This is a genomic window from Paenibacillus sp. BC26 (assembly GCF_900116125.1).
GTDB classification, from domain to species: domain Bacteria; phylum Bacillota; class Bacilli; order Paenibacillales; family Paenibacillaceae; genus Paenibacillus_Z; species Paenibacillus_Z lignilyticus.
This window is the reverse complement of record NZ_FPAD01000001.1, coordinates 119,087-136,464: the sequence shown is the minus strand read 5'-3', so window position 1 is coordinate 136,464 and position 17,378 is coordinate 119,087. Positions and strand designations below refer to the sequence as shown.

The 17,378-nt window shown below is 48.4% G+C and carries 8 protein-coding genes; 1 reads left to right on the top strand and 7 read right to left on the bottom strand.

All coding sequences use genetic code 11. The features are described 5' to 3' along the window. Positions 1-371: 371 nt before the first annotated feature. The 7 genes from BM412_RS00630 to BM412_RS00600 all read right to left on the bottom strand — a co-directional run bounded on the left by BM412_RS00630 (position 372) and on the right by BM412_RS00600 (position 16,319). Positions 372-8,114 carry an endo-alpha-N-acetylgalactosaminidase family protein gene (locus BM412_RS00630; protein WP_177245590.1) on the bottom strand — a complete coding sequence of 2,581 codons (7,743 nt, stop codon included), beginning with the start codon at positions 8,112-8,114 and terminating at the stop codon, positions 372-374. 373 nt (positions 8,115-8,487) lie between these two features. Beyond that, complete coding sequence (locus tag BM412_RS00625) at positions 8,488-10,140, bottom strand: response regulator transcription factor (protein ID WP_091212464.1); 1,653 nt, start codon at positions 10,138-10,140, stop codon at positions 8,488-8,490. Between the two features lie 39 nt (positions 10,141-10,179). Further along, a complete protein-coding gene (locus BM412_RS00620) occupies positions 10,180-11,019 on the bottom strand; it encodes a carbohydrate ABC transporter permease (protein WP_256256056.1) in 840 nt (279 codons plus the stop codon). A 1-nt stretch (position 11,020) separates the two neighbouring features. Beyond that, entirely contained in the window at positions 11,021-11,902 is an 882-nt protein-coding gene (locus BM412_RS00615) for a carbohydrate ABC transporter permease (protein WP_091212462.1), read from the bottom strand. Between the two features lie 117 nt (positions 11,903-12,019). Next, entirely contained in the window at positions 12,020-13,363 is a 1,344-nt protein-coding gene (locus BM412_RS00610; RefSeq protein ID WP_091212460.1) for an extracellular solute-binding protein, read from the bottom strand. Between the two features lie 126 nt (positions 13,364-13,489). Further along, positions 13,490-15,301 (bottom strand): cache domain-containing sensor histidine kinase, encoded by a 1,812-nt coding sequence (locus BM412_RS00605; protein ID WP_091212457.1) that lies wholly within the window; start codon positions 15,299-15,301, stop codon positions 13,490-13,492. A gap of 121 nt (positions 15,302-15,422) precedes the next feature. Continuing rightward, the gene (locus BM412_RS00600; protein WP_091212454.1) at positions 15,423-16,319 is read right to left on the bottom strand and encodes a phytanoyl-CoA dioxygenase family protein; all 897 of its coding nucleotides are present in this window, start codon (positions 16,317-16,319) and stop codon (positions 15,423-15,425) included. 235 nt (positions 16,320-16,554) lie between these two features. On the opposite strand from BM412_RS00600, the gene BM412_RS00595 reads away from it, so the two are divergent. Continuing rightward, on the top strand, positions 16,555-17,364 hold the full coding sequence (locus tag BM412_RS00595; protein WP_091212452.1) for a sugar phosphate isomerase/epimerase family protein: 810 nt from the start codon (positions 16,555-16,557) through the stop codon (positions 17,362-17,364). The last annotated feature ends 14 nt before the right edge of the window (positions 17,365-17,378 follow it).

Sequence of the window (17,378 nt, the reverse complement as noted above, 5' to 3'; positions counted from 1 at the left end):
TACTTCATTAAAGCAGTTGGGTGAACAGTATTTCTTATAACTCTAAAAACCGTTGGTTTTACTAGTTATTTTAATTTATAGTTTCCAGTTACAGGAATTATTAAATTCACGCATGCAAAAATAAACGCCCCTCCAAATAGGCCTGGCGGAATACGAATATGAGCGAGCCGCGTTCGATGAACGCAGTTTAGATGAGTATCTTACAACACTATGAATATTTATGCATATCCAGTAATTCCTCAAAAAATATCACGGATTTAACGTTAAATGTGAAGAAATATTACATAAAGTTCGTTTGATAATAGTTGAATGAGTTGTTTGTCCAAAAAAACCGCCAATACGTCCGTTCACGTATTGGCGGTTTCCGCTGCTTAGATCAAATTCAAAATCCGGTAAATGGTTACAGCCGCTTGAGCTCTGGTGGTCTCGCCTTTAGGGGCGAAGCTGCCATTGCCAAGGCCGTTCATCAAGCCGGCTTCTTGCACGGCAAGCACAGCTTCTTGCGCATAAGCCGAGATTGCGCCTTGATCCGTGAACGATGCCGCTCCTGCTTCCGGTTTCTTCAGTTGAAGCGCACGGCAGAGAATAACCGCCATATCTTGGCGCGTGATGCTGTCATTCACGCCGAAGCTTCCGTCTTGCTTACCCGTTACGATGCCCAGCTGCTTCGCCGCTGCAATGGCATCCGAGTACCACTGGCCGCTCTTCACATCGCTGAACCCTGTTTCTGTACCTGCCGCCGCCCCTTGCAGATCCAGTGCTTGGATCAGCATCGTAATGAAAGCTGCCCGCGTCACTTGCCCTTGCGGCGCGAAGCGATTGTCCTCAACGCCTTGCACGATTCCGCGTGCAGCCAGTGCTTCAATGCTGTCCTTCGCCCACGCTACCGTTTCGATATCTCCGAATTGGATAGCTGACGAGCCTGCTGCATAATAGCTGAAATGCTCCGGCGAGAACGTGACGGTTTGCGTCTTCTTATCGTATTTCGCGTTCTTCACCACTTCCAGCTTGCCTTCGTCGTTCACGTAGTACACCACGACTTGGTTCGGATTCTCTCCTGCTTTCAGCTGGTATGGCAGTTCAACCGTTACGTCCTTCTTCTTAAACTGACTTACCTTAGTGCCGTCTACGGTTAGCGTAAAGTCGTACACGACGTGATCGCCGATCTGCGCTCTGGTTTGCTCGTTCAGCGTCGATCCATCCACCTGTTTCACCGATAGCTGTACTTCCTTGCTGCTATCGCCGATGATCGCGTTCCACATGCCTGCATCGAACGATACCGTCGCCAGACCTGCATCCAGCACCAACGATTTCTTATCGTCTGCCAATTGGTTCACTTGCTGCGCCGGCAGCTGGAACACAATGCCGGTAATCGGTTTGGCAGCATCCACCGCTGCCGTTAGCGTGACGGATTTGGTTTTCCCTTCGCCCGCTTGCAGGAGTTCTGCTCCCGTCACCTTCACCGCTGCTTGACCGGATGCATCCGGTGTTGCTTTCAGCTCTACATGTCCCTCCGTCACGATTGTCGTTGGAGGTGTCGGTGTAGGCGGTGTTGGGTCAACGTTGACAGTCGTTACTACGATCGTAACTTCCGTACGGCTCGACAATTCGCCGTCTGTAGCCGTTACCGTGATGACGTAATTGCCTGCTACGGCACTGCTCCACGCAAATGCGCCCGTGCTTGCATCCATGGAACTGCCCGCCGGCAAGTCTGCTGCACTGTACGTCAGCACATCTTCGTCCTCATCCGTTGCTGTCGCCGTGAAGCTTACCGCTTGGCCTGCGTTCACATGAATCGCTGCGATGTTCGCAATGACCGGTGCATGGTTCACCGGCGGCACGACTTCATCACTTACTTGAATGGCAACATCCCGCGTAACGGTAGCCGTGCCGTCCGTTGCTTGAAGCGTAACCACGTAGTCACCTTTCGGAGCATTCGTCCATTGGAAGACACCCGTCTCCGCATCGAACGTCGCAAACTCCGGTAATGTACCCACAACACTCAGATCAACTTGATCTGCTTCATCCTCATCGGTTGCGGTCGCCGTGAAGCTTACCGCTTCGCCTGTAAGCACGCTCGTTACCGCATTCGTAATTGTAATGACCGGTACGTGATTCACCGGCGGCGTTACAACTGCTTCCACGTGAATGGCAACATCACGAGCAGCGATCTCTGTACCGTCTGTTGCTTGTACAGTCACGACGTAATCGCCCGCTGTTGCGTTCGTCCATTGGAATTCGCCGGTCGCTGCATCAATCGTTGCACCTGCCGGTAAATTCGAAGCACTGAATGCAAGATCGTCCCCGTCCTCATCTGTAGCCGGAACAGTAAAGCTTACGGTCTCTCCCGCCTGTACGGAGATCGGAGCAATCGTACCGATTACCGGTGCATGATTAGCCGCAACGGCATCCAGATCATCCACGAAGAAATCATCCAGTACCACGACCACATCAATTGCCGACAACGTTGGCGCACCAGGTGCTCTGACAACTTCGAATGCAATGTAGTAATCGCTGTAATCGCCCGTATTAAATGTCAGCTCGGCATTGGCTGTGCCGGTTGATTTAATAATCGGGAATGTCCAATCCGGAATATTGCTCTTTCCGGTCCCCGTTGCTTCAGATAACAATACGCTTTGTTTCGGCCCGCCAGAGCGTGACTTCGCCGAAATTTGATACAAACCGGCTTTGTTCGCTTCGTATTTCAGTCCGACTTTATAAGTCGTATTCGCTTTAAGCTTCAGCGTAGATGGCAATGTAGCCGCAATCTCTTGCACGGAAGTCGTGCGGTTAATGAGATCTTGTTCGTTCGACTTCAAGGAAAACAAGCCGTCGATAACATACGTCATCGGCTGCTTCACTTCCGGATCCGCTGCTTTCAGCTCATCGCTTGCTTTCTCCGCAAGATGAGTCTGATTACCGCTGTTCGCCCGGAATGCAAATGGTCCAAGTCCTTCCGATACATTCTCGAAATCCTCATAGAAGTAGTGAGAACCGAAATCCGTTTTCCCCGGATTCTCCCACAGTCTCACATCATCGAACCAGACATTGGAAACAGCCGCAGTTGCTGCATCTGCTTTTAATGTAAGGGTCGCTTGGCCGGATGGATCTGCCGTGAAATCGACTTCCAATCGTTGGAAGTACGTGCCTTTAAATTTACTAGGCTCCTCCAAGTTTTGAACCTTTGAAGCATCGATGGAATTCGATACTACCGGGCCTCCGTAATTGGAAACTTGTAAGGACACGTTTCTATTAGAGGTGCTTGCAGTTTGATCGTCTCTGTTGCCGCCTGAACCGTTATTGATGTCCACCCATACAGAAGCTGTGTAGGTTTTACCAGGCGTCAAACCGGTTACAGATTGCGAAATTACAGCATCGTCCGTACCGCTAATTCTTACATAATTGTTCATGTTGTAATCATGTTCAACCGTAACATGGCTTGCAGCCCCGTTCGTGGTTGAAGACTTCTGCCAGGAAGTGAAGGTGCCGCTGTCGAAGCCCGGATCTTTGACCGGTCCGCCAACGCCCCACTCGGCAGCTTTCTGAATGGCGGAGCCTTGCTCATCCGCTTTGGACTTATAAATGACATAAGGAACGCCAACCGTTGTATTGTCGATCGTGACTTTACCGTCCACGACAGGAAGCGTACGTTCCCAGACACGGCCGGTATCCGTCAACTTGTACATTTCAACCGAGGACAAGTCATTCCAGCTGTTTGGCATATCCCAAGTCGTTGAACCGCCTTTAGGATTCCAATAGTAAATTTTTGTTTCGTTTTGCGGATCCCACGGCAGGAACAATTGGGATTTCTGATTCTGAACATCCAATTGTCCGATTCCCGTGTCGCCCGCTGCTTTGTTCAGCACGACATCATAAACCGCGATTTTCTTGCCGTCTTTCTTGAGAGACGCCGTGCCGAGAATCAGATTCGCATCGGATGGGCTTGCATGGTACTCATCCAAAGTAGCCGTTACGCCATTGCTGAATACGACGCTTTGATCCATACCCGTGCTGTCATAGGTAAGGTTCATAATCGGGAAATGCTGCATGTATTTCGTCAGTAGATTGTTGTTGTAGAACAAATCGATCCCGTTCTGCATATCTGTTCTGCCCTGCCATGAACCTACACCCGCTTGCAGCATCCCTCTCAGGAGCACACTCGTTGCCGGACTTGGCGCTTGGAACGTATCTTGATACTGGTTCTTCATGAAACGAACGATCATACTGCCGTCTGTTTTACTAGGGTAATAAGGGTCTGTTCCCCAGTGCGTCCAGATGACGTTTTGTTCCATTGGTCCGGAGAACTCGGTTGCGAACCAGAAACCCAGCTTATTCTGGATGATGTTCGCGAACTGATCCGCATGCCAGCCAGCTCCGCTGTAAACATCATCATAAACCATTGCCAGATTGGGAACTTCTTGTTTAAGCTGTGCGTATCTTCGCTCCAGTTCCCCTGTTGAGAGGTCCTGGGCACGGTCCGGCCCATAGGTCGGATCGACCCAATCATAAGCGGAGCCCGAGCTCGTCCATTTGTCTTTATCCGCATAATAAGCATCCGGATCTTGACCATCAATGTTGGTATGAACGCCGACTTTGACGTTATATTTCAACCCTTCATCGACAAGCGTGTTGAAATCCTTGAGTCCGCCCGGGCGGATACCAAAGTGTCCCGCAACGTCCGGATGGCTGTCATCATGTCCTTCAGCCTGATAGCCTTTTTCAAGGATTAACTGACCGAAGCCATCGTAGAGATTGTAAAGTTTCTTCGCATTATCCAATGTTCTTAAGAATGGAGCCTGCGTTAAGCTGTTAAAGTTCATCGCGATATAGGATACATAATTGTTGATCTCATCTGCTCCGGGATGGAGGTTCTGAGACCACTTGTCTCTGTACTCGATCGCTGCGTCTTTCCAATCTGCCGTACTATCGTCGTTTCTGTCCGGCGTGATGATGATCTCGGACGACAGATCAAAGTTAGGAGTGAATTTCGCGTCATCGATGACGTCGCCTCTGACATTCCACTGCCCGTTCCACATCGAGAGCAGCTTGTTCGAAGTGCCATTCTCGGCCGCGATATTCATATTCACTTTTCCGGGTTGGTTGATCACATTATTGATGATTGTTGCAGCGAGTTTACCGTCGCTGACGAAACCATAGGTTCTGCTCTTGCTGTCTGCTTCTTGATCGGCAAGCTTCTCACCGAATGCCGCGTCATTCGTATAATACTCTTCATAGAATTGATTCCATTCCCCGGTAATCCATACGGATGCGCCTTGCGCATTCGGATTCGCGCTGGAGACGGTCACCAATTTCTGATCCGGGAACTCCAGCGTGACTACTTTATAACCTTCCGGCTCCGCAGTAATGTGCGTATTCATAAGAACGGATCCGTTTGTAACCTTGAAGGTGACGTCCATATCCACATTGCCGATAACGGCTTCCGTATTATCATCGATTACAGGTACATGGAGCTTATAAACGACCGTATCGCCGGCTGTTTTCGCTGCGCTTACCACAGTCGCGAAGCTCTCGTTACCGTTAATCTTCACTTTATATAGGAAGTCGCTTTGACCTTGGAGCGTGTCTGTTACTTCACCGCCTACCCATGTGTAGCTGCGAACAGCCGGGAAGCGATTGTCGAGCTCAACGCTCAATTTGCTCGATGCGATTGTAATTGGCGTCAGTGCACTCGGCGTCGGAGGCACCGGCGGCACATATCTCTCTTGCGACAATTTGCTGACCGTAATTTTCTTCGCGTCAAACCAGCTTCTGAGACCCACTTTGCCTTCCACGACAGGGAAGTCGGCTGATCCGCTTACAGCGAGTACATCATTGACAAATACTTTGACGCTTTGTCCGATATACTTGATTTTGACCGTATATTCCGTGTCAGCAAGCAGGGTCGGACCGTTAGTCGTGAGCACGCCATAATGTCCCGCATCCGTTTGCCATCCCCACTCTTTGCCGCCGCCGTAGTAAATCATTGCGTACGGCTGGTTTGGCGACGTATATCGGAAATAGAAGCCGACCCGACCGGTGCTCGAGCTCGTTGTGAATTTCACGGTATAAGTGCCATCTTGCATTTCAAGGGAATCATAGTCATAAATTTCACCGAAAAAGTTATTAAGCACGAGCTTATTATTCGTAATGGACGGTGCCGGCGTATAGGCAGATCCATCCCCGTTGTTTTTCCAAGTTCCTGTTACGCCATCCGTATAATCTCTGATGTATGTAGTAGGTTTAGGCGGTGTATATACATCGGTCTGATCATAATCGACTTTCATTTCATCCAATAATGTAGTTAGCGCCACGGCTTTTGTCGAAATGCCTACACGGCCATAAGAGTTGAACAATCCGGGATGTGTGCCGGCATAAAGCTCAGTTCCATCAACGCTAAGCGCATAGTGATCGCCATGATAATCGATCTGCACTTGATGAGGCGTCGTGCCAAGAGGCTGCGGTATGTTTGTTAAATCAAAGCTTACATCCGTTCCGTCATTCATGCCGACCAGCTTCCAGTTCCCTGCACTGTCGGTTCTTACCGCACTCCAGTTGCTTTCATCTTGATAGCGGAACAGCAGTCCGGCATTCGTATACGTGCTGCCGAGCTGAAGCTTCGCACTGTACGTGCCGTTGCTAATCATCGGAGATTTGCTGTCTACAACTTGACTTGCCCCATTCGTTGTCGCTACTTTTGCCAATCTGCCGGTAAAGCCCGGAAGAGGTGTCTTCAACGAATAGGTGGAGTTCGTCGTCACCGTTCCGATATTGGCAACAGGCGCCGTTTCATTGTCAAAGTTGCGATCATACACCACGGTATTGTTGGTATCCGTAACTTTCACGCTATCGATATTGAGCGATTTCGCGCCGAAGTAGGAACGGAAACCGATTTTGCCTGCTGCAGTCGGCAGCTTATTGCCTGTCGTAGAAGAGTAGATCAATCTGCCATCCAAATAAATCTCGTACGTATCCCCATTAAACGTTTCTTTCAAAGTGTAGATTTTGCCGGGGACAAGTATTTCCGCTTTATTCAGGGATGTGCCCCACACTTCTCCGGAACCATTGAATCCGTCCCAGATCCATCCGTTAGGGTCGCGGCAGACCAAGGAATAATGAGTGGCATCCTTTACGCGTACAGCAGGGCAGAATTGCTCCGCTGCTCCGCCGTCGATGCCGAACTTCATCTCAACGGTACCATTGGCAATATCAGGCATGTCGCTGAAATAGAAGACATTATTGCCGGTTTGCTGCGCTGCCAGAAACTTACCGTCCATGCCGGAGTAGGAAGCAGCGCCGCTGATAGCCGTATCGTTCTTCACGGCTCCATTGTCAGTAAGGTTCGCTTCCGTTCCGCTTTCGAAATCATTCGCATACGTAAGCAGCTGCGGCTCCGGTGCCGATTCCTCCATATATTTCAGCGTGGAAGAAGAAACCTCAAAGTTATGCGTCCATTTGAAGGAGAGAACCCCTTCTTTACCCGCAGCAGTAGGAATAGTGGAGGATTTCGCCACGAATGCAGGCGTAGCTTTGCTGTCCAATACCTGCGTATCGTTAATGGAAACGACAAAATCTTTGCCCGAATAGTTGATATTTAATTTGAGAGGCACACCTACTGCAGGCGAACCTGTCGCGATCGGGTAGGCTGCCCCGAAGTAACCGTACCAATCTTCCGTTCCGTTGTTTTTCCAATTCATAAACCAGCCCACGCCGGGTTCATTCCCCAGGTAAACCCAGTTATTGGCGTCAATATAGCGAACTACGACACCATAGCGGTTTGCTGCACCTGATTTCGTAGTCAGCGTCGCCGTATAATCGCCATCCGCAACCGCAGGCGAATTCGAATCGATGATGAAATTTTTGTACGAACCGTTATTCGTCGGCTCGCTGATCGTTAGTTTACCTGCTGCAGCCGTAATCGCAGCCGTTGCAGGTGCTTGGGATTGTAACCAGGTACCGGCATCATTCAAGTTGGAATTATAGGTTTGCTCGATTTGCGCGGCTTGAACAACCGAACTGCCCAGTACATTTGAATAACTTTGCATGGGTATAATGCCGGATGAGAACACAAGTGTCGCCGTTGTAATCATGCTTAACGTCTTCTTCAATAACCTCACATTCATTACCTCCGTTGTCAGTTACCTTGCGGCCCACTGAGAATCGTGTGAACAGCTGTCTACTCCTTGCACTACATGCGTAATCCCTTGAATACAACCCTCCTCTTCCACAAGTTTCCTACGATACTATGTATCTTACCGATAATGAAAACGCATTCAAATGATGATATTTGATAAAGAAATGATTTATTTTTCGTTTATTCTCGCATATTATTGCTGGAAAATATCACTTAAGCGAAATAATCGGACAGAAAGTGATGTACATCGGTACATTTTGCACCTTTACAATGTGAATAGGAACAAAAAAAACTCTAATTATTAGTTTTCCTTAGCATTATAAGGAAATAACTAATAATTAGAGTTCGATAATCGCTTACATGACCGAGGATGCGCTGCGATGTGTCTTCGGACTGTGACCCGTTATTTTTTTGAAAATACGACTGAAATGCTCCGGATTCATATACCCGACCCGATCCGACACCTCGGATACTTTCATCCCGATTCCCATTAGTCGTTTGGCTTCTTCGATTCTCAGCCTCGTCAAATATTGAATGAAGCTGCTGCCGACTTCCTTGGAAAACTGTTTACTTAGATAGCTCCCGCTGACGCCTACCATCTGGCTGATTGAAGGGAGGGTAATATCCTCGCAATAGTGCTTGTCTAAGAACGTTTTTGCTTTCGCGACAGGAAGGGAATATTTCTCCAGCTGTTTGCATTCATGCTCGTGAATTAAGCCATGGATCTTGCCCAGCATGTCTTCCATCCACTGCAAGCTGTCCCTCATCGTGTTAAATTGCTCGATAAAGTCGAGCGGATTACTAAACCCCTCTTGGAGCTGCTGCCAACGCAGACCGCTCGGATACAGGATAGCGCCAATTTCCCAGACCATCTCGGTAAACTCCGATTTGATGACTTCGGGTTTGATACTGTCGGCCTGCATGAGCAGCATACGAAATTGCGTATATTGCATCTTCCATTGCACGGTATCCGATTCCTTCAGGCTCTTCACCGCTTCAGCCCTGGTCATCCGCAGTTGGTCCAGGAAGGATTGTGATCCGGCTGATTTCTCAAGCGAAGGTTTGGATACCGGTACCGCCTCAGGAAAAAAAACTTTATCAAACCCTCGATAATAGCTAAGCTCTGCAGCTTTCGATGACTGCTCTGCCAGATCAAGCCACTCGCATGAATTTCTGCCCCAGCCGCTGACACCGATGGCGACAGAGGCATTGATAAACTGCTTTAAACGCACACTGATCGTCGTCAACATACCGTGGATGTTCTCGCGCGCGGAAGTCTCGCTGCGTTGATGGGGAAACGCCATCAGCAAGGTATATTCCTTAGGCAGTCGATCCAGAATGACGGCCGGAATCGCTTGAGAATCAAGGACCGTCCGGATCGTTTGTTTAATAAATCCCGCTGAGCTTTCATTGAGGCTGATCTGAGAGAGTTTAACGGAAGCCGCAATGAGGTTCACTTCACCAAGCACGGCCTTTAGCTCGGCAGAGGCTTCATTCCGAGCGGAGGCTTCTAATGGTTCAAGGTTTAACAGAGAGATAAGCAAGGGTTCCAGATTCTTGTCTGGAAGAGCCGGCATATCCGCTTCAGCAACGGCTGCTTGCACCGGAGTGGCCCCTTTATGCTTCATTACTTCATTCACGGCTTTAGACAGAATCGGCGCAAGATAAGCCTCATCCATATTGGCTTTGAGCATATAATCCTTGGCTCCGTTAATAAACGCTTCCCTTACGTAATCGTAATCGTTGAATGCACTTAGAACGATCGGATAGACCGGCTTCGCCCGCTCAAGCTGACCCAGCTGCTGAAGAAATTGCAACCCGTTCATCTTGGGCATCTGAATATCCACGCAGACGATATCGATGTCTTGATGCTCCGTAATGAAATGAATCGCTTCTTGACCATCCGATGCTTCTCCGACAATATGAATATCCGAATGTTGGGAGGTGATCATATGACGCAATACGAGCCTGACTAACGGTTCATCATCCACTATCATCAGATTGATCATCTTCAGCGTTTCCCCCTCATCTCTGATTAAGACTGCCTGTTAACCCTTCACTGCACCGTCCATAAGACCTTTAAAGATAAAACGTTGAAATGCGATGTATACCGCTGCGCTTGGGATCAGCACGAGTACAATACCGGCACATAGCGCGGATAAATCGGAACCCCGCGCACCGACAAACTTCATCAGTGCCGTCGACATCGTGACCAATTCCTTCGAAGGCATATACAAGAATGGAATATAGACATCGTTCATGACGGTTACACTCTTTAGAATCGCCAGCGTTGCAGTTGCAGGCAGCAATAACGGGAATATAATCGAGCGGAAAATCCTTACGTACGTTGCCCCATCCAGCATAGCGCTTTCATCAAGCTGGTTAGAAATCTTCTCCAGAAATTGCATGTAAATATAGATCTGCATAATGTCCGTTCCAATGTAAATCAAGATCGGGGCTCTTAATGAATCATACATCCCGATGGAATGAATGATCTGAAACCGAGCAATTTCAGTCGTATACGCGGGAATGATCATAGCGATCAGGAACAGGCCATATACAACCTTCTTCAATTTAAACTGAAACCGATTCAGGATATAAGCAGTCATCGTGCCCAATATGGCGTTTCCGCATAGCGTGATGAAAGCAATAATCGTCGTATTCCATAATCCCCGCAGCATATCGCCTTGTGTATAAGCCAGTTTGAAATTACTGAAATTCAAGAAGCTGCCGGGTAGGGCCAGCGGGGTTGTCTGAAACAGCTCTGTTCTCGTCTTAAAGGCTCCGAACACCACAAGAGCAATCGGCACAAACACAATCACGAAGATAAGCGCGAACATGGCATAATAGAATACATTTCCCGGCAAACTGCGTCTCAATCCGGACATATCAGTTCCCACTCCTGTCCTTGATGATCCAATTCTGTATCGAGGAGAACACGATAATCAGGATCAGCAATACTACGGCCATCGCCGAGGCTAAACCAAAATTGTTGAATTTGAAGGCCGTGAATAAGGAGAATAAACCAAAGGTGCTGCTGGCAACACCGGGTCCCCCGCCTGTCATGACAAATGGAATATCGAATTGCAGCAATGCTCCTGTGACATTCATGAATAGGATAATCTCTACGACGCGGCGAATGCCGGGCAGCGTAACATAACGCTGCTTCTGCCAGAAGTTCGCTCCATCGATCGAGGCTGCTTCATACAAGTCCTGTGGGATCGATTGAAGACCTGCCAGGAACAAAATCACGTGTACCCCGCAGAAACGCCACAACGATACCGCCACCAGCGAGTAATTCACTAATTCAAAATCGCTCAGCCAGCCATGAATCCAGCTTTCCAGTCCAACAGAAGTTAATAAGCTGTTAAGCGGTCCGTTAATCGGATAATAGATATAACTAAACATATAAGCTACCGCTACGCCATTGACGACATAAGGCATAAGTATAGTGAAGCGGAATAACGAGCTTCCGCGAATGGCCCGATTTAATAGAACGGCTACCATTAATTCCAAGGGAATAAATAACGTATGCACGATAAAATAAATGCCGTTATTGCTAATCGATTTCCACACATCCGGCATCGAGAAAAGCACTTGCTTGTAATTCTCAAAGCCTATATAACTCTTAGAAGCGCTATACCCATCCCAATTCGTAATGCTGTAGTGGAACAATTGTAAGGTCGGATAAACCAAAAACAATAACAGCAATGAAACAGGGATGAATAAAAAGCCGAAGATAACCCATTTTTGCTGCGCCTGGTAATTCATTTTCATCCCTCCTGCAAGGTAACCGAATCTCTCTATCCAACTCTTCCTACCGCTTCGCTGAATAAGAGAGGGTACATGGTTTGACCCAAAGCACCCTCCTTCACAGCTATTCCGTTATTACTTAATCGATTCTACGGCTTTCTTCCAGTTGCCATTCAACGTTTTCTCCACATCTTCAACGTTTTTACCCGCGAAGATGTCTGCTGCCGTTTTCTTCTCATCATATTGAGCAGCTGCTTTTACTTTCGCATATCTCTCGTTAGTAGCATCGTAGATAAACGGAACGAATGGAGCTGCCTCGTTCGATTTATTAAAGAACGGAAGATCGGAAGTTACGCCTTCAACAGTAGAAGTGTTTTTCAACGTGTTGATATATGGTTGGTAAACTTCTGGGCTGAACATCCATTCCATGAATGCTTTCGCTTCTTCCACATTCGCGGAATTTTTGTTAATGGAAACGTATTGATCGGCAAGCGTCATGTTCGGAAGCGGATCGCTCGCGGAAGTTCTCCAAGGCATCGGGAACGCAGCAAGGTCATCGTCATTGCCAACCTTCGCCAGATGATCTGCATAATACCATTGTCCTAACGCTATGATTGCCGCTTGTTTAGCTTGGAACAATTGAGTCGCTTGATCATAACCGATACCTAGCGCGTCCGGTCCTGCCAATTTGTCCGTAGCGATCTTCTTAATCATGTTTGCAACTGTCTCGAACGTAGAACCCTTGCCGAACGGTTCTGCATTCGTAGCCAAGTTCGCTTGGTATTGCTCATCCTTGGAAAGAATATGAGGGCCAAACTCAGAGAACGGATAGAATGTCCAGTCGTCTTTACCGCCCAGTGCGAGTGGAATATATTTATTGCCGGCTTTGATTTTCTCAAGCACATCAATGAATTCATCCATCGTTTGCGGAATTTGCAGATTCAGCTCTTCGAAGATACTAGGGTGATAGTACACATACTCCGAGAAGGATACCAGCGGCAGACCTAGCGTTTGGCCGTCGATCACGCCTGGAAATTTATTTGTTTTCACAACCGGCAGCTCATCCAGCGGCAGCAAGGAATCTTTATAAATTTGGAAGTGAGCCGGTTTCAAGTACATCAGATCCGGCAGGTCATTTGCTGCAAGGCGCACTTTCAAATATTGACCGCTGTTATCCGGAATCGTTTCAACTTCGATGGAAACGTTTGGCTTCAGCTTCGTGTATTCTTTCACTTTCTCTGTCCAGAACTCGATATCGGTTTTGGCTTCCCACATGCCGAGTTTCAGCTTAACAGGCTTAGCCGTGTCTGCTTCCGTCGTATTCGCAGCTGTGTCTGCTTCTGTGTTAGTCTCAGCGGCAGCCGTGGTATTGTTACTTGTGTTCGTGTTGTTCTCTTTGCTGCTTCCGCAGCCTGTCAACATCGCTACTGCAAACATACATACCACCAGCAGTACATTAAAAAGCTTCTTGTTACGCATTGATTCAACCCTCCGTTTATAGTGACCATCTGTGGTTGCTGTTCTTCAACCTTCTTCATAATAACGCCAATGTAACCGCATCCAAATGATTGTTATTGAGGTAAACATGATCTTTTTTGAACCACTCTACGCCGACATGACTTCCTCGTCATCAGAACTGCTAATGAGGGGCAGAAGCAACTTAACGCGCGTACCGCCTCGTTCGCTCGCCTCAATATGAAGGCCGTACGTTTTCCCGTAATGAAGCTGAATGCGCTGATGAACGTTCAATATGCCCATTCCGCTGTAGCTGCGATCTTTGACAGGCTCTTCCGCTTGTTTCCGATAACTCTCCAAGGCTTGATCCGTCACGCCAACTCCGTTGTCCTCGATGCAAACCAGCAGAGCATCATTCTTCAAGCACGCCGAGATATAGATGATGCCGCCGTGATCCCGCCCGTTTAATCCATGGATCAGACTATTCTCAATGATCGGCTGTAGGAGCAGCTTCAGCACAAACAAGGTTCGCACGGATTCTTCAATCTCCCACACCGTTTCAAACTTATTCCCGTAGCGAATTTCCATAATGGATAAGTAATGTTTCAAGTTCTCTACTTCATCCGAGAGCCTCGCAAGCCGCCCGCCGCGATTAAACGACGACGATAACAATCTCATCAGCGAGTTCGTCATATTCTGAATATTGTCCGCTTTACTAATCAGCGCCATCAGCTTAATTGCATTGAGCGTATTGATTAAGAAATGCGGATTAATTTGCGATTGCAGCACCGAGAATTCAGCCATCCGTTTTGCTCGTTCTTGTTCTTCATGCTGCTTCATCAGCTGTTGAATCTTCACAATCATATGATTGAATGTATTGCCAAGGGTCAGCAGCTCCAGACTTCCGGAGGCATGTACATGCGTAGATAAATTACCATCCATGACACGCGACATTTGACGCATGAGCCGGTGGATCGGCTTCGTGACATTCCGTACAAAATAGATCGCTACGGCTCCCAGCGACACGATAATCAGCATCGCGGCAAGCAGAATGATTTTGTTCACCTTCTCATAATTGACGATTAACTCGCTGTAAGGCGTTATATTCACGATTTTCCAATCGGCTTCACCGACATTGGCATACGTAACCAGCATCTTCTTCCCCTCGATCGTCTTCAGAAAATGCCCCCATTTCCCGGTAAGCTTCTGCAGAATCGGCCCGATTGTTTCCCCTTGCTGTGCAAGCTGTTGATTCGAAGTCACAACGGATCCGTCACCGTCTACCAGAAATACTTTCGATGATCGATTCGTATCCTGCAGCAGAATGTTTTCGAATTCGCCTCCGCTAAATGCAAAATAGATCACTTCCACATCTGACAAAATATTAAAGGCGCTCGGTGAGAAGGAAGCCGTCATGATGCTGGTAAGCAGCTTCTCGCTATGAACCACTAGAGGCTGCTCCCCAAGAAAATGAATCTTATCCGGCTTATTGATCGCCAGCTGATACCAATCCGTCTTGCGAGTCGTCTCTTCATTCCCTTCCATATTGCTCAGATAGGTGTAAGAGCCCCTTTCCTTGAAGAAAAATTTAACGGAGAGAACATCCGACATGACGGATGACGTATGCTTATTGAGAATTTTATGGAGCTTGCTGATATTCGTTTGCCGATCCACCGAGGTGGTCGTTTGAATATCCGAAGCGGTCGTCAGCACATCCGGATCCATGCTGATCGCCGCGAAGATGCTGATCATTTTGTTGATTTCCTGTTTGGTCGCATACGCAACGGTTTGCGAAGACTGAAGCGTTCGCTCGGTAGCCTGATTAATGACATCGGTTTTGTACATGCGCAGCACAAAGATGCTGCTGAGCGTAATGGGAATGATGACGATGAAGACGACAAATATGCTAAGAATCGTAGATAACTTCATGCCGTTGGTTCGGGCGAGCAGTGCTGATTTCATGTGTGACCCCTCTCTCTGTAACCGTATCCGCCACGCAATGATCACCTGGAATGAACCTGCTATAGAATCGTGAACAAAGTGCTCCCCATGCAGGGAGCACTTTGTGTTCAATCTAGTTCTATTAGATATTCCATTCTTTTCTTGCTTCTTCGATCGACTTTGACTTTTCCTTGCCCCAAGCGTAATGACCTTTCGGCTTCACGCCGACCCAGCGCTCATCCACAGGCTCCGATTTCAGCTGATAGCGGGTATCCGAGCTTAAGCGATATCGATTCGTCATGTTATTAACCGAGCCGTGCAGCAGGAACATGCCGAAGATAATCATATCGCCTGCTTCAAACGGCGTAGTTGCCCATTGTCCGCCGAATTTCTCCACGCACTCCACGGGATCCTTGGAGATCCAGCCCAGCTCAATATTGTCGCGATCCACATCCATTTGCCCGTAGGTCGATTTCATCTTGTCAAAGTGCTGCGAGCCCAGGCAAATGGCCAGCGGTCCTTGCTCGTAAGGTACGTCGCCAAGCGGCGTCCACATCGTATACACCTGCTTCGTTCCGCGGCCCATATAAACGATATCGTAATGCGCGCCGGTAAAGTCTCCGTTTCCTACCGCACGCGGCCATTTGTAATCATAGGTAATGGACTCGCCGCCCAGCAGACGGTCAAAGAAGCCCATAACGTTGCTGTTGTTCACGAGGTTATAGAAGCCTTGCATATCTTGATCCTCGTCATTGGCCGCACCGCCGAACATAACGCCCTTGGCACCGGCCGCAATGACACCGTCTTCGATCGGGAATTCCGAATCAAGCCGGCCCATGCCGTTCAGCTTATTCAGGATTCCACTCCGTGCTTTCATGACATCTTCCCGTTTATGAAAGCCGCGAATAAGCAGATAACCATCCTCTTCCAGACGTTCGCGAAGCTCTTCCACGTTATCCAAAATATCATTGGCGCTGCGCAGCTCCGTCATATATTTACTGCCCATCTCCAGCTCTGCTTGTCCGATATGAATCTTCATTTGCGTTACCCCCAGATTGAATGAATGAACTGACAGGCAAATCGTAACATGCCGTTTACGGCTTGAACCATTTCGAATGGTATGCGTTTTTTATACAAATGTAGTCGCAATTACGCTCCCATCGACAGCCTATTTCGCCATACATTTATGCAAAAAGGCAAGACGATCCGAAATAGCAAGCCCTTTCATTCATTGCTATGATAGAACTTGATTAATAGAAAGGGGCACTGCGCTTATGAGTCTTCGATTGTTTAAGTCGTTATGGGGGATGGAGCACCTCACCTACCGGGAAAGCATTCGACAAATTGCTGCTGCCGGCTATGACGGCGTTGAAGCACCTGTCCCATCGCCGGAGCATGCAGGTGAATTTATAGAACTGCTGCAAGAGTATAAACTGGCTTACATCGCATTGATTGCTTCCACCGGCCAATCCTTACAGCAGCATAAGGAAACATTCGCGAACGGGGTTAACCGGGCAGCCGCGCTAAACCCGCTTCTTGTGATTTCGCACAGCGCAAGGGACTGTATGTCCGATGAAGAGCAGTCCGACTTCTTCCGCGCCGCGATTCACGAACAGAAAGCTGCCGGCGTTTCCGTCGGACACGAGACCCATCGACACCGTGCGATGTACACACCATGGAACACGGCCAGACTGCTGGAATTATTCCCGGATCTTCGGATCACCGCGGATTTCAGCCATTGGTGCTGCGTCTGTGAATCGCTGCTTCCTGATCAAGGGAAAGCGATCCGGCTGGCCAGTGAACGAACCATCCATATCCATGCCCGCGTAGGGTATGCACAAGGTCCGCAAGTTCCCCATCCCGCGGCACCTGAGTATGCAGTGGAGCTCAAGACGCATGAGGACTGGTGGAAACATATCTTCGAAATCCGTAAAGCCGGCGGATATGAGAGCACGCCGGTCACGCCTGAATATGGTCCGCCGGGCTATATGCATACGCTTCCATTCACGAATCAGCCGGTAACCGACTTATGGGATACCTGCCTGTGGATGGGAAATCGTTTACGGACCGTATTAGCTAACTAACAGGGGGTATTGCA

What these genes read in the sequence shown, in the direction of transcription:
- BM412_RS00625 (WP_091212464.1), bottom strand. Translation starts at nt 10,140, where the DNA reads ATGATCAATCTGATGATAGTGGATGATGAACCGTTAGTCAGGCTCGTA.
- BM412_RS00620 (WP_256256056.1), bottom strand. Translation starts at nt 11,019, where the DNA reads ATGTCCGGATTGAGACGCAGTTTGCCGGGAAATGTATTCTATTATGCC.
- BM412_RS00615 (WP_091212462.1), bottom strand. Translation starts at nt 11,902, where the DNA reads ATGAATTACCAGGCGCAGCAAAAATGGGTTATCTTCGGCTTTTTATTC.
- BM412_RS00610 (WP_091212460.1), bottom strand. Translation starts at nt 13,363, where the DNA reads ATGCGTAACAAGAAGCTTTTTAATGTACTGCTGGTGGTATGTATGTTT.
- BM412_RS00605 (WP_091212457.1), bottom strand. Translation starts at nt 15,301, where the DNA reads ATGAAATCAGCACTGCTCGCCCGAACCAACGGCATGAAGTTATCTACG.
- BM412_RS00600 (WP_091212454.1), bottom strand. Translation starts at nt 16,319, where the DNA reads ATGAAGATTCATATCGGACAAGCAGAGCTGGAGATGGGCAGTAAATAT.
- BM412_RS00595 (WP_091212452.1), top strand. Translation starts at nt 16,555, where the DNA reads ATGAGTCTTCGATTGTTTAAGTCGTTATGGGGGATGGAGCACCTCACC.